Genomic DNA, 20,217 nt, shown 5'->3' with positions numbered 1-20,217 from the left:
CACCTCCGGCGGGCCGGGCCGGAGGGCCTGGCCCGACGTGCAAGCCGCCCGGCGGGGCGGCTTCGACCGGCTGGGCCGTCAGTGCGCGACCGAGCAGCCGTTCGTCGCCGGCGGCAGGGGCGCCGGGGCTCCGATCGTCGGGAGGCCGAGCAGGACGCCCGCCGGCTTCGCCGCCTCGGCGGCCGTGCGCTTCTCCCAGGCGTCGCCCGCGCGGGTGCGGCGGACGGCGGTGGTCGGGCCCTCGGCGAGGAGGTGGTGGGGGGCGGCGTAGGTGATCTCGACGGTCACCACGTCGCCGGGGCGCACGTCCTCGTCGGGCTTGGTGAAGTGGACGAGCCGGTTGTCGGGGGCCCGGCCGGAGAGGCGGTGGGTCTCGCCGTCCTTGCGGCCCTCGCCCTCGGCGACCATGACGTCCAGGGTGCGGCCGACCTGCTTCTTGTTCTCCTCCCAGGAGATCTCCTCCTGGAGGGCGACGAGACGCTCGTAGCGCGCCTGCACGACCTCCTTGGGGATCTGGCCCTCCATGGTGGCCGCCGGGGTGCCGGGGCGCTTGGAGTACTGGAAGGTGAAGGCGTTCGCGAAGCGGGCCTCGCGGACCACGTGCATGGTCTGCTCGAAGTCCTCCTCGGTCTCGCCGGGGAAGCCCACGATGATGTCGGTGGAGATGGCGGCGTGCGGAATGGCGGCGCGCACCTTCTCGATGATCCCGAGGAAGCGCTCCTGCCGGTACGAGCGGCGCATCGCCTTCAGGACCGTGTCCGAGCCGGACTGCAGCGGCATGTGCAGCTGCGGCATCACGTTCGGGGTCTCGGCCATCGCCGCGATCACGTCGTCCGTGAAGTCGCGCGGGTGCGGGGAGGTGAAGCGGACCCGCTCCAGGCCCTCGATCTCGCCGCAGGCCCGCAGCAGCTTGCTGAAGGCCTCGCGGTCGCCGAGGTCGGAGCCGTACGCGTTGACGTTCTGGCCGAGCAGGGTGATCTCGGAGACGCCCTCGCCGACCAGCGCCTCGATCTCGGCGAGGATGTCGCCGGGCCGGCGGTCCTCCTCCTTGCCGCGCAGCGCCGGGACGATGCAGAAGGTGCAGGTGTTGTTGCAGCCGACGGAGATCGAGACCCAGGCGGCGTACGCGGACTCGCGGCGGGTCGGCAGCGTCGACGGGAAGGCCTCCAGGGACTCCGCGATCTCGACCTGCGCCTCCTCCTGGATCCGGGCGCGCTCCAGGAGCACCGGCAGCTTGCCGATGTTGTGGGTGCCGAAGACCACGTCGACCCAGGGGGCCCGCTTGACGATGGTGTCGCGGTCCTTCTGCGCCAGACAGCCGCCGACGGCGATCTGCATGCCGGGCCGGGCGGCCTTCATCGGCGCGAGGTGGCCGAGGTTGCCGTACAGCTTGTTGTCGGCGTTCTCGCGGACCGCGCAGGTGTTGAAGACCACGACGTCGGCGTCGCCGTTGGAGCCCTCGGGGGCGCGGACGTAACCAGCGTCCTCAAGGAGGCCGGAGAGCCGCTCGGAGTCGTGGACGTTCATCTGGCACCCGTAGGTGCGCACTTCGTAGGTTCGCGAAACGCCCACTTCGTCCACTGCTCCGGTCCGGTCGCTGCTGCTGGTCATCCCTCAAGGGTAAGGGGGGCGCGGAGCTGCCCCGCCCGCTCGCCCCACGGCCCCGGGCGGGCCCCGTGCCGGCCCGGCCGGCCCGCGGCCGCGAGCACCGCCGTGAGCTGCGCGGCGAGGCCGCCGGCGGCGGGCCGGACGGTGCCCGCGAAGGCCGCCGAACCGACCGTGAAGGCGTCGGCGCCGGCCTCGGCGAGGGCGTGGATCTGCGCGTCGGTGGTCACCGAGCCCGCGACGACGAGCCGGCCGGTGGTCGCCGCGCGGGCGGCCCGTACCAGGTCGAGCGGGTCGGCCTCGGTGGCGCGGTGGGCGAGCAGGTCGACGCCCGCGCAGCCCGCCGCCTCGGCGCGGCGGCAGTCGGCGGCGATCCGGGCCGGATCGCCGGCCAGGCGGGTGGGGTGGCCGATCGGTTCGCCGACGAACGGGAGGTAACGGACCGGGGTGCCGGCGAGCAGGTCGAGGGTCTCCTCGACCCAGGTGCCGCCCATCAGCCAGTCCACGCCGAGGTCGACGGCGGCCCGGACCGAGTCGAGGGCCTGCTCGCGGGTGGTCGACACGACCTCCAGATAGCTGGCGGCGCCGAGCTCCCGGATCTGCTCGTGGAGGCGGTGCAGGGTCGCGGGGTCCACGCCGACGTCCTTGAAGCCGATGTGGGTGACGCCGAGGTCACGGACGGAGTCGAGGACGTGCAGGCAGTCGGTGACGGTCCGGTCGTCCCGGGTGAGCATGAAGACGAAGTCCATGGGCAGGGGGCCTATTTCTCGGGAGTGAGTCCGGCGGCGTGGCGCAGGGCGGTGAGCAGGCTGGTGTGGTCGGCGGTGCCGGTGCCCGCGAGGTCGAAGGCGGTGCCGTGGTCGACGCTGGTGCGCACGAACGGCAGGCCGAGGGTGATGTTGACGCCGTGCTCCAAGCCCAGGTACTTCACCGGGATCAGCCCCTGGTCGTGGTACTGGGCGACGACCGCGTCGAACTCCCCCTTCCGGGCGCGCAGGAAGACGGTGTCGGCGGGCCACGGACCGCTCGCGTCGATGCCCTCCGCACGGGCGGCGCGCACGGCCGGGGCGATGACGTCGAGGTCCTCGCGGCCGAAGAGACCGTTCTCGCCCGCGTGCGGGTTGAGTCCGGCGACGGCGATCCGGGGCCGGCCGCCGGGGATCCGGTGGGCGAGTGCCTGATGGGCGAGCCGGATGATGTCCAGCTCCCGCTCGACGGTGAGCGCGTCGATCGCCTCACGCAGGGCCTGGTGGACGGTGACCAGGACGACCCGCAGCTCGTCGTTGGCCATCATCATCGCGTAGCGCCGGGTGCCGGTGAGCTCGGCCAGGATCTCGGTGTGACCCGGGTGCGGGATGCCCGCGAGGCGCAGGGCCTCCTTGTTGATCGGCGCGGTGGTCAGGGCACGCACCTGGCCGTCGAGAGCGAGGGCGATGCCCTTCTGTACGTACGCGTAGGAGGCCGCGCCCGCGGTCGCCGCGACCGTCCCGAGCGCGAGCTCCTCGGGCAGCTCCGGCCCGGTGGGCAGCACGTCCAGGACGCCGGGCGTACGGCCGGCCCCGGCCCCGGCCGCGTCCCGTACGGGACGGACCCGGAGGTCCACCCCGGTGACGCGGCACGCGCGCGTGAGGACGCCGGGGTCGCCGATGACCAGGACGGGGGCGGGCAGCCGGGGGTCGGCGCAGGCCCTCACGGTGATCTCGGGGCCGATGCCGTGCGGGTCGCCCATGGTGACGGCGATGGGGCGGGTGCCGGTGCCGGGTCCGGTCATCGGGTCCCTCCCGCGAGGAGCGCGGTGAGGCGCACCAGGGTGCCGTCGTCGCCGAAGCCGCCGGCCTTGACGAGGACGGGGAGGCCGGAGGGGCCGGGGTGTGGGGAAGGTCCAGGGGCCCCACCGTCCGGCTCACCCGCCGACCAGCCGCCGGCTCGACGTTCTCCCGGGTCCGCCCAGTCCACCCAGCCGTCCGCACCCCCCGGCGGCCGCACGCCGTACAGCGTGCCGCGGGCGATGCCCGGTTCCGGTTCGTCGTACAGCTCGATGCCGGTGGCGCCGAGCGCGCCGAGGACGGCCGCGGCGGTCTCGCCGCCGGTGAGGACGAGGCCGTCGGCCCGGGCCTCGGCGACCGTGCGCCGCGCCTCCTCGACGAGCGCGTGCAGCAGTACACCCGGCTCGGGGCCGCGTTCCTCGGGGGTGTGGACGGCGGCGCCGGCCACGGCGCGCAGGGCGGCGAGTTGGCGGCGGCTGGCGGGGTTGGCGCTGCCGACGACGGCCAGGGGGCGGTGGACGGGCGGGAGTTCGGGGCGGGGTGCGGCGGGGGTACGGGGGTGGTGGCGGGCCAGGGCGTCGGCGAGGCCCGGGGAGCCGACCCACAGCACCTCCTCGGGGCGCGGCACGGCGGCCACGACCGCGTCGAGGTCGGCGTCGGTGCGAGCCGAGCAGACGAACACGCCGCCCTTCGCGACCAGTCGGGGCAGTTCGGCGAGCGCGCCGGGTTCGAGGAGTACGGCCTCCGGGAGGAGCCGGGCGAGGTCGGCCGTGCGGACCGGGTGCGCGGGGTCGCGGGCGAAGGCGCTCTCGTCGACCCGTACGCCGTCCACGTACTGCACGCCCGCCACCGTCGTGCGCCCCTCGGTGGGGAAGGCGGGGGCGAGGATCGCGGCGCGGCGGCCCGAACCGGCGAGCGCGCCGCGCAGTTCGGCGGCGACGTGGCCGCGCAGGGTCGAGTCGACCGTCTTGATCAGCAGGTCCGCGCCGGCGTACGCCCCGGCCGCGCGCCGCATCCGGGCCGCGGCCTCGTCGGGGCGGGCGGCGAGCCGGGTGCCGAGGTCGACGGCCGTGACGCCGTCTCCGAGGCGGGCGGGCGGTTGGAAGAGGACCAGGGCGCGGTGGCCGGCCCGGCGGAAGGGGGCGGCGCCGTCGGCGGCGCTGGTGAGGTCGTCGGCGAGGACGACGACGGTGGAAGGCGGCATCGCTGGGTGGGCCCCTCGGGTGGGTGCGGGAGCGGACGGCGGTCAGCAGCGCCGTACGACGACAGGCGGCAGGCGGCAGGGCAGGCGGGCAGGCGGGCGGATTGCAGTCGGCAGGCGGCAGACGGGCAGGTTGCAGGCAGCGGGCGCCCACCGCCGACACCCGCCGTAGGACGGCGACTGTGACGGGATCAACCATCACGCCGCACGAGGTCGCAGGACAAGCGATTCCTTCTCACACACCCTGTGACTAGATTTCACGCATGACCCGGCCGGATCTGCCCCCGCTGACCACCCTGCTGCCCTTCGAGGCCACCGTCCGCCACGCGAGCATGACCCGGGCCGCGCGGGAGCTCCATGTCACGCACGGCGCGGTCAGCCGGCAGGTGCGGAACCTGGAGCGGGCGCTCGGGACCGAGCTGTTCGAGCGCGGCCCGCGCGCACTGCGGCCCACCCCGCAGGCCCGCCGGCTCGCCGCGGCCGTACGGGACGCGCTCGATCTGGTGGAGGAGGCCGCCCGGGAGATCTCGGGCGGCCGGGAGCGCGGCGGCGGGCCGCTCGCCCTGTCCTGCGAACCGACCCTGCTCATGCGCTGGCTCATCCCGCGCCTGCCGGACCTCACGGCGCGCCATCCCGGTCTGACCGTCCATCTGTCGGCGGGCGGCGGGCCGGTGGACTTCGCCCGGGAGCCGGTCGACGCGGCCGTGCGCCGAGACGACTTCCCGGTCCCGGAGGGGGTGAGCAGGGTGCCGCTGTTCGAGGAGTGGATCGGCCCGGTGTGCCGCCCGGACCTGGTGGAACGGCTCCGGGCGGGCGAGCCCGTCACCCTGCTGCACACCGGCACCCGGCCGGCCGCCTGGGCCGACTGGCACCGCCTGACCGGCGAGACACCCGCAGTCCACGGCGAGCAGACCTTCGAGCACTTCTACCTCGCGCTCCAGGCCGCCGTGGCGGGCGTCGGCGTCGCCGTCGGCCCGTACGCACTCGTCCGCGACGACCTCGTACGGGGCCAGTTGGCGGCCCCGTACGGGTTCGTCGCGGACGGGACGGGCTACGGGCTGCTCACCCCGCGCCCGCCGGAGCGCGATCCCCGGCTCGCCGCGCTGCTCGGCTGGCTGCGCGAGCAGGCGGCGGACCTGAACCCGCCCGCCGGGTCGGCCAGTTGAGCGGGGCGGTGCGGAGCGCCCGTACCGAATCGGCGGCAGGCGGGGGCGGTCTTCAGCAGGCCCTTGTCGGAGGAGTGGGCGGCGGAGGCGGCGCCGACCGGGGTGGTGGTCATGGGCCGCTCGGCGGCGCACCGCTGCTTCTCCGCCTCCGCCATCGGCCCCGTGCGCTGGAGCAAGGTCCGGCTTCGCCTACTAGGGAGTAGCCCTGCCCGCGGGCACTCCCGGCACCCCCCGGCATCCCCTTCCCGGCCGGGAACGTGACGTCCGTCCTGGCCAGGACGGGGAGCGAGCTGGCAGGATCGCGGCATGCCCGCCGCACCGTCCCGTACCGCCCGCCGTCGCCTGCTCCAGGTCTCGGCGGCGTTGCTGGTCCTCGCCGGGCTGCTCGTCTGGTGGCTGGTTCCGTTCGGCGCGAAGACGCCGAGCGGGCATGTGACCTTCAGCACCGGGGTGCCCACGGGCGTGTACCAGCGCTACGGGGAGCTGCTGCGGCAGGCCCTCGGCCGCGATCTGCCGGATGTCTCGATAACGCTGAAGGACAGCGAGGGCTCCCAGCAGAACCTCGCCCGGCTCGCCTCCGGCGACGCCGATTTCACGGTGGCGACGGCGGACGCCGTGGGCCAGTACCTGCGGGACCGCAAGCCCGGCTTCGAGAAGCTGCGCGGCTGCGCCCGGCTCTACGACGACTACGTCCAGGTGATCGTCCCCAAGGGCTCGCCGGTGGAGACCGTGTCCGATCTGCGCGGCCTCCGGGTCGGCGTCGGGCAGCCGGGCTCGGGCGTGCGGCTGATCGCCGACCGGGTGCTCGCGGCGGCCGGGGTGACCCCGGACGTCGACGTCGTCCCGGTCTCGGCCGGCATCGACACCATGCCCAAGCTGATGGAGGAGCGGAAGCTGGACGCCTTCTTCTGGTCCGGCGGACTGCCCACCGCAGGCGTCCAGGCGCTGTCCGAGCGGCTCCCGGTCCGCCTGGTGCCGCTGGACGCCGCCCTGGTGGACAGCCTGCACGACGTGGGCGGCTCCACCCGTTTCTACCGCTCGGCGACCATCCCGGGCGACGCCTACAGCCTGGCCCAGAGCGGCAACCCGGTGGACACGGTGGCGGTGGCGAACATCCTGGTCACCACCGAGGACGCCGACCCCGACCTGGTCGAGGGCTTCACCCGTACGGTGATCGCCAGCCGCGACGGCATCGGCAACCAGGTGCACCCGGCGCAGCTGGTGGACCTGCGGACGGCGATCTACACGGAGCCGCTGCCGCTGCACGAGGGCGCCCGCCGCTACTACCGCTCCGTGAAGCCGTAGCCCCTCCGGAACCGCTAGCGGGTGTCCTGGCCCGTCCTCGGGTCCTGGCCCGTCCTCGGGTCCTCGCGCGGCACGCCCACCGTGACCCGCAGTCCGTGCGGCGTGTTCCGGGCGTACGCGATCGTGCCGCCGCCCGCCGCGAGCAGCACGCGCGAGATGGACAGGCCGAGGCCCGAGCCCTTGACGTTCTGGTGCCGGCCGGAGCGCCAGAAGCGGTCGCCGACGCGCTCCAGCTCCTCGTCGGTGAGTCCGGGGCCGCGGTCGGCGACCTCGATCTCGACGGCGGCGCGCTCCGGGGCGAGCCGGACCGCGATCGTGACGTCCTCGCCGGCCGGGGTGAACTTCAGGGCGTTGTCGATCACCGCGTCGAGCGCGCTGGACAGCGCCACCGGGTCGGCCCAGGCGGTGACGGCACAGGTCTCGGCGCTCAGCGTGACGCCCTTCTCGTCGGCGACCGGCCGCCAGGACGCGATCCGCACGTCGGTCAGCGCGCCGATGTCGGTGAGCCGCAGATCGGCGGCGGTGTGCTCGGCGAGCGCGAGGTCGAGCAGGTCGTCGAGGACCTGGGCGAGCCGCTTGCCCTCGGTGCGCACGGAGGCGATCTCCTCGTTGCCCTCGGGCAGCTCCAGGGCGAGCAGCTCGATCCGCAGGAGCAGCGCGGCGAGCGGGTTGCGCAGCTGGTGGGAGGCGTCGGCGACGAAGGCCCGCTGCTGGTCGAGGACGTCCTCGACGTGGTCGGCCATCTCGTTGAACGAGTGGGCCAGGCGGCGCAGTTCGGGCGGTCCGCCGGTGGCGGCGACCCGGGAGTTCATCCGGCCGGTGGCGATGTCGTGGGTGACGGCGTCGAGGACCCGGACCGGCCGGAGCACCCAGCCGGTGAGCCGGAAGGCGGCGCCGACGGCGAGCAGCATGGCGGCGGCCTCGCCGGCGAAGATCAGCAGCCAGCCGTGCAGGATCCGGGACCGCAGGTCCCCTGTGGGCGAGTCGGTGACGACCACGGCGACGACGTCCCCGTCCCGGACGACCGGGGAGGCGACGATCAGGCGTGCGTCGCCCTGCCAGGGCCAGACCTGGGAGGGGTCGTGGCTGCGGCGGCCGAGCAGCGCCTCGTTGAAGGCGCGCCTGGCCTCGCCGTCGTACGGCACGACCCAGTCCTCGGGCGCGACGGCCATCGACCGGTTGTCGCGGTAGAAGATGCCGGCCCGGATGTCGTACACCTCGTGGTAGCTGGCGAGTTCGCCGCTCAGCATGGCGCGCCGCTCGTCGGGCGCGAAGCGGCTCTCGTTGTCGACGAACTGGGCGAGCGCGGCGAACCGGGCCTCGTCGTCGAGCCGGTCGACGACCACCCGCTGCTGCTCGGAGGCGGCGGTGCTGGCGGCCAGCGGGAAGCCGAGGGCCAGCAGGACGCCGGCCATCAGCACGATGAGGAGCGGGAGGAGTCGGGTGCGCACGGGTGGGACGGCCGGGGCTCAAGCGGCGGGTGTGACGAGGCGGTAGCCGACGCCCCGCACGGTCTCGATCAGGGCGGGCATGCGCAACTTCGAGCGCAGGGAGGCGACATGGACCTCCAGGGTCCGGCCGGTGCCCTCCCAGTTGGTCTGCCAGACCTCGCTGATGATCTGCTCGCGTCGGAAGACCACACCGGGCCGCTGGGCGAGGAGGGCGAGCAGGTCGAACTCCTTGCGGGTGAGCGGGACGACCTCGTCGTCGACGCTGACCCGGCGGGTGGGGAGCTCGATGGTGACGGTGCCGAGCCGCAGGGTGCTGTCCTCGCCGGTGCCGCCGCCCTCGTCGCCGCCGGAGCTGCGCCGGCTGACGGCGTGGATCCGGGCCAGGAGTTCGCCGGTGTCGTAGGGCTTGACCACGTAGTCGTCGGCGCCGAGGTTGAGCCCGTGGATCCGGGAGCGCACGTCGGCCCGGGCGGTGACCATGATCACCGGGGTGCTGGTGAGCTTCCGGATGCGCCCGCAGACCTGGTAGCCGTCCTGGTCGGGCAGGCCGAGGTCGAGCAGGATCACCCCGTACGAGGGGCGCTCGCCGTGCGCGGCGGGCAGCACGGCCTGCAGTGCCTCCTCGCCGTTGCGGGCGTGGGTGACGGTGAAGCCGTGGCGGGCGAGGATCGCGGAGAGCGCGGCGGCGACGTGGTCGTCGTCCTCGACGAGCAGCAGTCTCATGGGGCCCTCCTTCGTGATCGCGCGCGGGCTCGTGGGGTGGGTGCGGCGGGTGATGACTATCTGTGTACCAGGGCGTGAACAGCAGGGCCATCCCGTTCACGCAGAGTGTCCGGATGCGACCGTATCGTTATGCTCAAACTTCGCTCAGATGTGGTGACGCTCCGTACGCCCGGTCTCTAGTGTCCTCTCCAACCGAGCAGGACGGAGCGAGAAGCCGATGAGCGGAGTGTCAGTGACCAAGGGTTCGGGTTCGGGTCCCGAGGGCGCCGTACCGGCCACGGACGAGCTGGTCGTGCTGTCCGACGTGAACAAGCACTTCGGCGCGCTGCACGTGCTGCAGGACATCGACCTGACGATCCACCGGGGCGAGGTCGTCGTGGTGATCGGGCCGTCCGGGTCCGGCAAGTCCACGCTGTGCCGCACGATCAACCGGCTGGAGACGATCGACTCCGGCAGCATCACCATCGACGGCCGGCCGCTGCCCCAGGAGGGCAGGGAGCTGGCGCGGCTGCGGTCCGACGTCGGCATGGTCTTCCAGTCCTTCAACCTCTTCGCGCACAAGACGGTGCTCGAGAACGTGATGCTGGGGCAGGTCAAGGTCCGCCGGACGGAGAAGAAGGCGGCGGAGGCCAAGGCCCGCGCGCTGCTCGACCGGGTCGGTGTCGGCACCCAGGCCGACAAGTACCCGGCGCAGCTCTCCGGCGGCCAGCAGCAGCGCGTCGCGATCGCCCGCGCGCTCGCCATGGACCCCAAGGTCATCCTGTTCGACGAGCCGACCTCGGCGCTCGACCCGGAGATGATCAACGAGGTCCTGGAGGTCATGCAGCAGCTGGCCCAGGAGGGCATGACGATGGTGGTCGTCACCCACGAGATGGGCTTCGCCCGCTCCGCCGCCAACCGAGTCGTCTTCATGGCCGACGGCCGCATCGTGGAACAGGCCGCCCCCGACGAGTTCTTCAGCAACCCGCGCAGCGACCGCGCCAAGGACTTCCTCTCGAAGATCCTGCACCACTGAGGACCGCCGAGGGCCACCGAGGACCTCTGAGGACCACCGAGGCGCGACGCCCGGGCCTCCTCGACGCCGGAACTCCTGAGTGACAGCGAGCGACTTGCTGCACACTGACGATCAACCAACCACGACCTGAGGGATGTTCACGATGAAGCTCCGCAAGACCGCGGCCGTGGCCGTCGCCGTGCTCGCCCTGACCGCGACCGCCTGTGGCGGCAAGGAGGGCTCGGCCGGCGACAAGCCCGCCACCAAGCCCGGCGACGTCAGCGCCCCCAAGCTCCCCACGTACACCGTGGCGAGCGGCGTGACCCTGGACTCGGCGACCTTCAAGAAGGCCAAGGAGCGCGGCAAGCTGATCATCGGCTCCAAGGCCGACCAGCCGTACCTCGGCTTCGAGGACCAGGCGACGAAGAAGCGCTCCGGCTTCGACATCGAGATCGCCAAGATGATCGCCGCCGACCTGGGCTTCTCCGAGGACCAGATCGAGTGGAAGACGGTCGACTCCAAGCTCCGCGAGACCGCCATCTCCACCGGCCAGGTCGACTACTACGTCGGCACCTACACGATCAACGACAAGCGCAAGGCGCAGGTCGGCTTCGCGGGTCCGTACTACCAGGCCGGCGCCGACCTCCTGGTCCGCAAGGACGAGACCGCGATCACCGGCCCGGAGAGCCTGAAGGGCAAGAAGGTCTGCTCGATCACCGGCTCGACCCCGCTCCAGGAGATCAAGAAGCCGCAGTACGGCGCGGAGACCGTCGAGCTCGGCAAGTACTCCGACTGCGTGCAGCAGCTGCTCACCAAGCAGGTCGACGCGGTCACCACCGACGACTCGATCCTCAAGGGTTACGCGGCCGCCAACGCCGGCAAGCTCAAGGTCGTCGGCAAGCCGTTCACCAAGGAGCCGTACGGCATCGGCATGAACAAGGACGACAAGGTCCTGCGCGACAAGGTGAGCGACATCCTGGAGACGCACGAGAAGGACGGCACCTACAAGAAGATCTACGAGGCCACCCTCGGCCTCTCCGGCTCGGCCTACACCGAGCCGCCGGCGCTCGTCCGCTACTGATCCGGCGTGAGCGCCCCGTAGTCCCGTCCCCCTCCCCTCGGGGCTGCGGGGCGCCCCGCCTCCCCCTGCCCGTACGCCTGTGCCCTGACGTACGCCTTGCCGTACACCTGCCGCACGCAAGCCCGCCGCCGACTGCCGACGCGGAGTCCTCATGAACGTACTGCTCGACCATTTCGCGGAGTTCCGCAACGGATTCATAGGAACCGTGGAGATCACCGCCGTCAGCTCGGTGATCGCGCTGGTCCTCGGCATCGTCGTGGCCGGCTTCCGGGTCTCCCCCGTCCCCCCGCTGCGCGCCTTCGGCACCGCGTGGGTGACGCTGCTGCGCAACACCCCGCTGACGCTGCTCTTCCTGGTCTTCTTCTTCGTCGTCCCGGAGATCCTCTTCCCGGGCATGAGCCCCTTCGTGCTCGCCTCGCTTGCGCTGGGCTTCTACACCTCCTCCTTCGTGTGCGAGGCCGTCCGCTCCGGCATCAGCACCGTGCCGCTGGGCCAGGCCGAGGCCGCCCGCTCGCTCGGTCTGACCTTCTCGCAGACGCTGCGCATGATCGTGCTGCCGCAGGCCACCCGCACCGTGCTGCCGCCGCTGAGCTCGATCTTCATCGCGCTGACCAAGAACTCGGCCATCGCCGGCGCCTTCAGCGTCACCGAACTCTTCGGCTGGCAGACGCTGATGAGCGAGCAGGGCTACGCGATCATCCCGATCTTCCTCTGGGTGGCCGCCGCCTACCTCGTCATCACCTTCGCCATCAGCGGCCTCTTCCGACTCTTCGAGCGCAACATGGAGGTCGCCCGATGAGCGCCAGCGTTCTCTTCGACGCGCCCGGCCCCAAGGCCAAGGTCCGCAACCGGATCTACGCGGTCGTCGGCAGCCTCGCGATCCTCGCCCTGCTCGCCGTCAGTGTGATGCGGCTGAGCGACAAGGGGCATCTCGCCCCCGAGATGTGGGACATCTTCAACTACGCGGGCATCCGGCAGAACATCGCCGACGCCCTGCTCTCCACCCTCAAGGCCTTCGGCCTGGCGGCCGTCGGCTCCCTCGTCCTCGGCGTGCTGCTCGCCGTCGCCCGGCTCTCCGACCACAACCCGGTCCGCTGGGCGGCCACCACCTTCATCGAGGTCTTCCGCTCCATCCCGCTGCTCATCACGATCTTCGCGGTCTGGGTCGCCTTCCTCACCGACTACTCGATGTGGGCGCTCGCCCTCGGCCTGTCGGTCTACAACGGCTGTGTGCAGGCCGAGGTGCTGCGCGCCGGCGTCAACGCGGTGCCGCGCGGCCAGCGCGAGGCGGCCTACGCGCTCGGCATGACCAAGACCCAGGTGATGACCAGCGTCCTGCTGCCGCAGGCGGTCCGGTCGATGCTGCCGACGATCATCAGCCAGCTGGTGGTGACCCTCAAGGACACCTCGCTCGGCTTCGTGATCCTCTACCCCGAGCTGCTCTACTCGGCCCGGCTGATCGCCTCCAACACGCTGGTCAACGGCCAGTACCCGTACGTGTCCGTGATCGTGGTCTTCGGCGCCATCTACATCGCGCTGTGCCTGGCCCTCTCCGCGCTCGCCACCTGGATCGAGCGGCGCGGCCGCCGGGCGAAGACCGGCATCAAGGTCGCCGACCCGGTCGTGACCGCCGTCCTGCCCGCGCAGGCCTCCGCGGAGGCCGTGGACGCCGCCGACGCGGCGGCGGCCGGTCCGGGCACGGGACCGGCCGCGGGACCCGCCGACGGCCCTGGCGTCACGAAGAACTGACGGCGTGTGACATCATCCGGGGGCAGTGGCGACGCCGCTGCCCCCGCTCACTTGACGCGGGCACCCCCAGTGGGTTGCATACGTTCTGTGATCAAGCTCCGGGCCAGCGCCACACTCTGCTGTGCAACCCGCATGACCGTACGGCCTCGCAAGCCTTCAGGAGCCGCGCCGTGGACCCGGTGATCATCGTGGGCGCGGGGCCCGTCGGCCTCGCGCTCTCCCTCGCCCTGGCCGCCCAGGACGTGCCCAGCGTCGTCCTCGACGAGAGCGCCGGCAAGGAGGAGCCGCGGCCCGCCCGCACCGTGGTGCTCCGCGCCGACATGGCCGCCCTCCTCGAACGCCTCGGCTGCGCCACCCTGCGTGACGAAGGGGTGCGCTGGGTCGGCTGGCGCTCGATGCGCCGCCGTCAGCAGACCCGGCACGTCCGGCTCGACCTGGGCCTGGGCGCGGGCGCCGGCGACGGCGATACGGAGGACCTGGCCGGGGAGCCCGCGGGACCCGCCGCCCCGCTGCACGTCACCCAGCACGCCCTGGCCCGCGGGCTGCGCGACGCCATCGCCCGCCAGGACCTGATCACCCTGGTCGCCGAGTCCCGGGTCGACACGATCGAGCAGGACGCGCACGGCGTCAGCGCCCACACCCGCGGCCCGGACGGCACCTGGTGGCGCGGCAGCCATCTGGTCGGCTGCGACGGCGCCCGTTCCACCGTGCGCAAGCTGCTCGGCATCCGCTTTCCCGGACGGACCGCCGTCGAACGGCACGCGGTCGCCGCGCTGCGCACCGAACTCCCCTGGGCCGGCGAGGCCCTGCTGCACCGTCAGCCGCCGTGGCGGGGCGCCGGCGACGAGATCAGCGCCCGGCCGCTGCCCGACGGGCTGTGGCGGATCGACTGGCTGCTGCCGCCGCGCGGCGAACTGGTCACCCCCGACGCGCTCGTCACCCGCATCCGGGACACCCTGGCCGGCTGGTGCGAGGGCGTCACCCCGCCGTACGACCTGATCGACACCGGCGTCTACACCGTGCACCACCGGCTCGCCCGGCGCTGGCGGGTGGACCGGGTGCTGCTCGCCGGCGACGCGGCGCACCTGCTCGGTGCGGTCGGCACCCAGGGCCTCGACGAGGGGCTGCGGGACGTCGACAACCTGGCCTGGAAGCTCGCGTACAGCTGGCACCACCGGGACGTCTCGCCGGTGCTGCTCGACAGCTACCAGAGCGAGCGCCGGGCCGCCGTCGCCGGGCTGCTGCGCGCGGCCGACCAGGCCCTTCCGGTGCTGCGCGGCGGCGGGGGGCTGCGCACGATCCTGCCCGGCGGCGGCCGGAGCCACGACGTCCTGCTCACCGACGGGCATCTGGGCCGCGGCCCGCTGGGCGCGCTGCCCGCCTATCCGCACTCGCCGCTTGCGCCCGAACCGGCCGAGGGCCGGATCCCGGTGGGCACCCCGGACGGCGGTCCGGTCGAGGACGTCCGGGTGACCGCGCCCGACGGCACGACGGTACGGCTCCGCGACCGCCTCGGGCAGGGCCGGCTCCTGGTGCTCCTGGTCGCCCCGGGCACCGGGGTGTGGGACCGGCGGCACTGGGTGAGCGCGGGCGTGATGCCCCGGCTCGCCGAGGCCGTGGACACCCTCCCGGCCCCGGCCGAGCTCCTGGTCACCGAGTCCTACCCCGGCGCCCCCGCCCACGCGGTCCTCCTGGTCCGCCCGGACGGCCACCTGGCCGCCGCTTTCGCCGGGGTGCGCCCGGAGGAGCTGCACGCGGCGGCCGACGCGGTACGGGGCGGCAGCGCGCCCTCCGAGGAGGAGCCGGTCCTGGGCGACCCCGCCATGGAGGCCGGCCGTCCCGCCTGATCCCACAGCCCCACAGCCCGACAGCCCGACAAAGGGCCTTCGTCCACCGGTCGGAGCCGCGCGGACCCGTTGTTAGGGTTCGCCGCATGAAACGATCATGGAAGCATATCGTCACCACGCTCGTGGCGGGCCTCGCCATCACCGCGGGATCCACGGTGGCGGCCGGACCCGCGCACGCCGCGATGGCGTTCTCGGAGTTGGATCCGGCGACGGTCGGGCAGTTCACCCTTGACCCGGTGTCATCCTTCGACGGGCAGTCGAAGAACTCCTTCGATGTCTACGGCGAGGCGATCAACGCCGTGGAGGCGGGTGGCGCGATCACCCGGCTGAACTCGACCGCGGTGCTCACCTCCGGTGGCCGGACCGGCACTTCCGGCCTGTGCCACGGCACGGGCCTGTCGTCGAGCCTTTCCCCCAGCGGTTTCTGCTGGGACAAGGGTGACGACACGTCCAACTCGTACACCGAGGCGGGCGGCTGGACCCCGCAGGGCCTCACCGGCTCGTACGACGCGCAGCCCGACGGGCTGGTGGACGGACACACCGCCTTCCTCGCCTCCTGGCACTTCAGCCGGAAGATGGGCACCGCCGAGGCCGTCCCGAACGAGTTCGCCCGGGTGAGTCTGGTCAACGCCGACAACGGGAAGATCAGCTACAACCATCTGCTGCTGGTCGAGCCGACCGGATCCGTCGCGGGCGGAGACGGCAACTTCAAGGCGGTCCAGGGAACGCATGCCGACGGTGTCGTCTGGTACGGCAACAAGGTGTTCGTGGCCAACGGGCGCTGGCTCCAGGTCTACGACCTCCAGCACATCTGGAAGGTCAACTCGAGCCAGGAGGCCGTCGGCATCACCGGAGGCGTGTCCTCGGCACGCTGGAGCAGCTACGCCCTGCCCATGATCGGCAAGTACCGGACCACCGGCGCCGACAACCAGGCCTGTGTCGTCACCAGTGGGACGACGCCCTGTCTGAACTCCCTCAGCCTCGACCGCACGGGCCAGGACGGCCTGGTCTCCTCCGAGTACGTCAAGGGCGGGTCCGGTGGGCGCGTCATCCGCTGGCCGCTCAACTACCTCACCGCCCTTCCCACCACCAGCGACCCGTCCGGCCACGGCGTCAGCCACGCCACGCGCGGCTTCGTCTCACCCGTGTGGGACATGGGGGGCGCCACCACCAACGGCACCTACTGGTACATGAGCGGCACCTGCCCGTCGGGCGTGGGCGGCGGCTCGGGCGACCCGAACGCCGACTACTCGTGCATCCACCGGGCCCTGCCCAACGACGCCCCGCACGTCTACACCACGTCCCCGATCTACACCCAGAACCTCGGCTACGCCCCGGTCTCCAAGCGAATCTGGGGCCTCAACGAACGCATCAACAGCACCACCGGCGTCAGGGTGGTCTTCTCCGTCACCGGCTGAGCCAGTAACGGATGAGCCGGTGACGGATGAGCCGGTGACGGATGAGCCGGTGACGGATGAGCAGCCGGCTCAGCGGCCACCGCACATGGCCGCTGAGCTAGAAGGGCTCGTCCAGCCCGTCCGTGTCCTCGCCCTCCGCCTCCAGAGCCTGGCGGACCACCCGTAGGGCCATGCCCTCCGGATAGCCCTTGCGGGCGAGCATGCCGGCGAGGCGGCGGAGGCGGCGGTCGCGCTCCAGGCCTCGGGTGGCCCGGAGCTTGCGGTCGACCAGCTCACGGGCGCGGGTCTCCTCCTGGTCTGAGTCGAGCTGCTCGACCGCCTCCTGGATCAGGGTGGGGTCGACGCCCTTGGTGCGCAGCTCCCGGGCGAGCGCGCGGCGGGCGAGGCCCCGGCCGTGGTGCCGGGACTCGACCCAGGCCCCGGCGAAGGCGGCGTCGTCGATGAGTCCGACGTCCTCGAAGCGGGAGAGCACCTCGTCGGCGATCTCGTCGGGGATCTCCCGCTTGCGCAGGGCGTCGGCCAGCTGCTTGCGCGTGCGGGGGGTTCCGGTGAGCAGGCGCAGGCAGATCGCCCGCGCCCGCTCAGCCGGATCCTGGGACGACAGCTCCTTCTCGGCCCTCGACGAGTCGGGGCTGTCGTCCGGCCATTCGGTGCGGCCGGTCACCGGGTCAGCTCTTGGCCGTGGTGGCCTTGGTCACCTTGCCGGCCTTGGCCGGCGCCGGGACGGACTTGGCGTCGTCGCCCGCCGCGTCCGCGCCGCTCGCCGCGTCCGCGCCCGGCTCGGCCGAGGGCTCCTCGGGCCGCACGCCGACGCCCAGCTTCTCCTTGATCTTCTTCTCGATCTCGTTGGCGAGGTCGGGGTTGTCCTTCAGGAAGTTGCGGGCGTTCTCCTTGCCCTGGCCCAGCTGGTCGCCCTCGTACGTGTACCAGGCACCGGCCTTGCGCACGAAGCCGTGCTCCACGCCCATGTCGATCAGGCCGCCCTCGCGGCTGATGCCCTGGCCGTAGAGGATGTCGAACTCGGCCTGCTTGAAGGGGGGCGCGACCTTGTTCTTGACGACCTTGACGCGGGTGCGGTTGCCCACCGCGTCCGTGCCGTCCTTGAGGGTCTCGATGCGGCGGATGTCGAGGCGCACCGAGGCGTAGAACTTCAGGGCGCGGCCACCGGTCGTGGTCTCCGGCGAGCCGAACATGACGCCGATCTTCTCGCGGAGCTGGTTGATGAAGATCGCGGTGGTCTTGGACTGGTTGAGCGCGCTGGTGATCTTCCGCAGGGCCTGGCTCATCAGCCGGGCCTGGAGGCCGACGTGCGAGTCGCCCATCTCGCCCTCGATCTCCGCGCGCGGGACGAGCGCGGCGACGGAGTCGATGACGATGAGGTCGAGGGCGCCGGAGCGGACCAGCATGTCGACGATCTCGAGGGCCTGCTCACCGTTGTCCGGCTGGGACAGGATGAGGTTGTCGACGTCGACGCCCAGCTTGCGGGCGTACTCGGGGTCGAGGGCGTGCTCGGCGTCCACGAAGGCGACCTGGCCGCCGGCCTTCTGCGCGTTGGCCACGGCGTGCAGGGTCAGGGTCGTCTTGCCGGAGGACTCCGGGCCGTAGATCTCGACGACGCGGCCGCGCGGCAGGCCGCCGACGCCGAGGGCGACGTCGAGGGCGGTCGACCCGGTCGGGATGACCTCGATCGGCTCCTTCGAGCGCTCGCCCATGCGCATGACGGCACCCTTGCCGAATTGCCGTTCAATCTGTGCGAGCGCGGCGTCGAGCGCCTTCTCGCGGTCGGTTCCTGCCATGGGTTCCACCCGGTTTGCTTGAGTCGATCGCTTCATGGGAAAGACGCTAACCCCTGCCACTGACAACGGGCTCCGACGTCCCCTCCGGCCTGTGGAAAACCCGGCCACAACCCCGTGTTCCCAAGGCCCTGCACCCCCATAAGAATGGATGTTCGATTTTCGTGTCAAGCGCACCACGCCGGTGTCCGGCAACGGCTCCCGGCCCGTGCCTATGCTTCGGAACATGCCCCTCAGCCTCCGGTCGCGCGACCTCCGCGACGCGCTCGTGGCGCTGGTCGTGTTCCTCGTCACGGCGGTCTGGACCCTGGTCGTGGCGCGCTACGAGCCGGAGCCGGCCGGGCGCACCGCGCTCGGCTGGGCGCTGATCCTGACCGGCTGCGGCGCCCTCGTCCTGCGCCGCCGGCAGCCCGTGGCGGTCGCCGTGGTCACGCTCCTCGCGTGCGCCGTCTACTACCCGCTGTCCGCCCAGGACGGCCCGCTCCTCATCGCCTTCGCGGTCGCGCTCTACACCACCGCGGCCGAGGGCCGGTTCGCCGCCGCCGTCGCACTGGCGGCCGTCACGCTGCTCGCGGTCGGCCTCGGCGAGATCCGGCAGCGGCCGGGGCACCGGCAGATCGACGACACCTCGCTCGCGATGATGGCCGGCTGGCTGATCAGCCTGGTCGCGGTCGGCCGCGCCCAGCGCAACCGGGTCGCCTATCTGCGCGAGGTGGAGCAGCGCGCCCTCGCCGCCGAGCGGGAGCAGGAGGCCCGGGCCAGGCAGAGCGCCACCGAGGAGCGGCTGCGGATCGCCCGGGAGGTGCACGACATCCTCGGCCACAGCATCTCGCTGATCAACGTGCAGTCCGGCGCCGCGCTGCACCGGCTCGGCAAGAAGCCCGCCGCCGCGCAGGGCCTGGCCGCCGCCGAGGAGGCGCTGCGGGCCGTACGGGACACCAGCAAGGAGGCGCTGCGCGAGCTGCGCGCCACCCTCGGGGTGCTGCGCGGGGCCGGCGAGGCGGCGCCGACCGCCCCGGCCTCCGGGCTCGCGCTGCTGCCGGAGCTGGTGGAGCGGGCGGCGAGCGCCGGTCTGGAGGTGCGCACCCGGGTCGGCGGGACGCCGGTGCCGCTGCCGCCGCCGCTCGACCTCGCCGCGTACCGGATCGTGCAGGAGTCGCTGACCAACGTCACGCGGCACGCGGCGGCCCGCTCGGTGCTCGTGGCGCTCGACTGGGGCCCGGACGCGCTGCGGCTGCGCGTCGAGGACGACGGCGGGGGCGCGCCCGATGACCGGCCGGCGGGCAGCGGCATCCGGGGCATGGCCGAGCGGGCCCGCGCCTTCGGCGGCGAGCTGACGGCCCGTAACATTCCCGGCGGCTTCCGGGTCGACGCCCGGCTCCCGTTCCCGCCGTCCGCGCCCACATCCGCGTCCGCGCCCGCGCCCGAAATCGCTCCCGAGGGGGACTCCGCATGATCCGCGTCGTGCTCGCCGACGACCAGACCCTGGTCCGGGCCGGCTTCCGGTCGATCCTGGCCGACGAGGACGACATCGAGGTGGTCGGGGAGGCCGCCGACGGCGAGCGGGCGGTGGCGCTCGCCCGCGAGCTGCGCCCGGACGTGGTCCTGATGGACGTCCGGATGCCGGTCCTGGACGGCCTGGAGGCCACCCGCCGGATCACGGAGGAACCGGCCCTCGAAGGGGTGCGGGTGGTCATCCTCACCACCTTCGACGTCGACGACTACGTGTACGGGGCGCTGCGCGCCGGCGCGAGCGGCTTCCTGGTGAAGGACACCGAGCCGGAGGAGCTGCTGCACGGGGTCCGGGTGGTGGCGCGCGGCGACGCCCTGATCGCCCCCGCGGTGACCCGCCGGCTGATCGCCGAGTTCGCGGGCCGCGCGCCCCGCCCGGACCCGAGCCCCCGGCTCAACGCGCTGACCGAGCGGGAGCGGGAGGTCATGGGCCTGGTCGGGGCGGGCCTGTCCAACGACGAGATCGCCCGGCGGCTCGTGCTCTCCCCGGCGACCGCCAAGACCCATGTCAGCCGGATCATGACCAAGCTGGACGCGCGGGACCGGGCGCAGCTGGTGATCCTGGCGTACGAGTCGGGGATGATCACCCCCGGCTGGCTGGCCTGA

Annotated in this window: 18 protein-coding genes; 10 read left to right on the top strand and 8 right to left on the bottom strand. The window is 72.9% G+C overall.

What is annotated here, in order from left to right; genetic code table 11:
- Positions 1-78 precede the first annotated feature (78 nt).
- Genes miaB through JAO84_RS27435 form a run of 4 tightly spaced genes read right to left on the bottom strand, consistent with a single transcriptional unit; the run spans position 79 to position 4,575 of the window.
- Complete coding sequence (gene miaB / locus JAO84_RS27450) at positions 79-1,611, bottom strand: tRNA (N6-isopentenyl adenosine(37)-C2)-methylthiotransferase MiaB (RefSeq protein ID WP_370415217.1); 1,533 nt, start codon at positions 1,609-1,611, stop codon at positions 79-81.
- Entirely contained in the window at positions 1,608-2,354 is a 747-nt protein-coding gene (locus tag JAO84_RS27445) for a HisA/HisF-related TIM barrel protein (protein ID WP_370415216.1), read from the bottom strand. The genes miaB and JAO84_RS27445 overlap by 4 nt, the downstream gene beginning before the upstream one ends.
- An 11-nt stretch (positions 2,355-2,365) precedes the next feature.
- On the bottom strand, positions 2,366-3,376 hold the full coding sequence (gene pdxA / locus JAO84_RS27440; RefSeq protein ID WP_370415215.1) for a 4-hydroxythreonine-4-phosphate dehydrogenase PdxA: 1,011 nt from the start codon (positions 3,374-3,376) through the stop codon (positions 2,366-2,368).
- Entirely contained in the window at positions 3,373-4,575 is a 1,203-nt protein-coding gene (locus tag JAO84_RS27435) for a four-carbon acid sugar kinase family protein (protein ID WP_370415214.1), read from the bottom strand. The genes pdxA and JAO84_RS27435 overlap by 4 nt, the downstream gene beginning before the upstream one ends.
- Positions 4,576-4,835: 260 nt before the next feature.
- Here JAO84_RS27435 and JAO84_RS27430 point away from each other — a divergent pair, with 260 nt between their 5' ends.
- Together JAO84_RS27430 and JAO84_RS27425 are read left to right on the top strand one after the other, a co-directional pair.
- On the top strand, positions 4,836-5,738 hold the full coding sequence (locus JAO84_RS27430; RefSeq protein WP_370415213.1) for a LysR substrate-binding domain-containing protein: 903 nt from the start codon (positions 4,836-4,838) through the stop codon (positions 5,736-5,738).
- Between the two features lie 306 nt (positions 5,739-6,044).
- Complete coding sequence (locus tag JAO84_RS27425) at positions 6,045-7,043, top strand: TAXI family TRAP transporter solute-binding subunit (protein WP_370415212.1); 999 nt, start codon at positions 6,045-6,047, stop codon at positions 7,041-7,043.
- Between the two features lie 14 nt (positions 7,044-7,057).
- Here the strand turns inward: JAO84_RS27425 and JAO84_RS27420 are convergent, their stop codons facing one another.
- Positions 7,058-8,494, bottom strand: coding sequence for an ATP-binding protein (locus JAO84_RS27420; RefSeq protein WP_370415211.1), 1,437 nt, complete (start codon positions 8,492-8,494; stop codon positions 7,058-7,060).
- A gap of 18 nt (positions 8,495-8,512) precedes the next feature.
- A complete protein-coding gene (locus tag JAO84_RS27415; protein WP_370415210.1) occupies positions 8,513-9,217 on the bottom strand; it encodes a response regulator transcription factor in 705 nt (234 codons plus the stop codon).
- Between the two features lie 217 nt (positions 9,218-9,434).
- Here JAO84_RS27415 and JAO84_RS27410 point away from each other — a divergent pair, with 217 nt between their 5' ends.
- From JAO84_RS27410 to JAO84_RS27385, 6 genes are all read left to right on the top strand, one after another.
- Entirely contained in the window at positions 9,435-10,232 is a 798-nt protein-coding gene (locus tag JAO84_RS27410) for an amino acid ABC transporter ATP-binding protein (protein WP_370415209.1), read from the top strand.
- A 142-nt stretch (positions 10,233-10,374) separates the two neighbouring features.
- Positions 10,375-11,292, top strand: coding sequence for a glutamate ABC transporter substrate-binding protein (locus JAO84_RS27405; protein ID WP_370415208.1), 918 nt, complete (start codon positions 10,375-10,377; stop codon positions 11,290-11,292).
- 151 nt (positions 11,293-11,443) lie between these two features.
- Positions 11,444-12,091, top strand: coding sequence for an amino acid ABC transporter permease (locus tag JAO84_RS27400; RefSeq protein ID WP_265864854.1), 648 nt, complete (start codon positions 11,444-11,446; stop codon positions 12,089-12,091).
- Positions 12,088-13,041, top strand: a complete 954-nt coding sequence (locus JAO84_RS27395; protein ID WP_370415207.1) for an amino acid ABC transporter permease — start codon at positions 12,088-12,090, stop codon at positions 13,039-13,041. The genes JAO84_RS27400 and JAO84_RS27395 overlap by 4 nt, the downstream gene beginning before the upstream one ends.
- Positions 13,042-13,211: 170 nt before the next feature.
- Entirely contained in the window at positions 13,212-14,888 is a 1,677-nt protein-coding gene (locus JAO84_RS27390; RefSeq protein WP_370415206.1) for an FAD-dependent monooxygenase, read from the top strand.
- An 86-nt stretch (positions 14,889-14,974) separates the two neighbouring features.
- Entirely contained in the window at positions 14,975-16,306 is a 1,332-nt protein-coding gene (locus JAO84_RS27385) for a hypothetical protein (protein WP_370415205.1), read from the top strand.
- Between the two features lie 97 nt (positions 16,307-16,403).
- Here the strand turns inward: JAO84_RS27385 and recX are convergent, their stop codons facing one another.
- Positions 16,404-16,970 (bottom strand): recombination regulator RecX, encoded by a 567-nt coding sequence (recX, locus tag JAO84_RS27380; protein WP_370415204.1) that lies wholly within the window; start codon positions 16,968-16,970, stop codon positions 16,404-16,406.
- Positions 16,971-16,974: 4 nt separating this feature from the next.
- Positions 16,975-18,102, bottom strand: a complete 1,128-nt coding sequence (gene recA, locus JAO84_RS27375; RefSeq protein ID WP_265864849.1) for a recombinase RecA — start codon at positions 18,100-18,102, stop codon at positions 16,975-16,977.
- Between the two features lie 223 nt (positions 18,103-18,325).
- On the opposite strand from recA, the gene JAO84_RS27370 reads away from it, so the two are divergent.
- Positions 18,326-19,555, top strand: a complete 1,230-nt coding sequence (locus JAO84_RS27370; protein ID WP_370415203.1) for a sensor histidine kinase — start codon at positions 18,326-18,328, stop codon at positions 19,553-19,555.
- The gene (locus tag JAO84_RS27365) at positions 19,552-20,217 is read left to right on the top strand and encodes a response regulator (RefSeq protein WP_370415202.1); all 666 of its coding nucleotides are present in this window, start codon (positions 19,552-19,554) and stop codon (positions 20,215-20,217) included. Before JAO84_RS27370 ends, JAO84_RS27365 begins: the two co-directional genes overlap by 4 nt.

Source organism: Streptomyces fradiae (assembly GCF_041270065.1).
GTDB lineage: Bacteria > Actinomycetota > Actinomycetes > Streptomycetales > Streptomycetaceae > Streptomyces.
The sequence above is the reverse complement of the archived record's forward strand: the minus strand, read 5'-3'. Positions and strand labels throughout refer to the sequence as shown.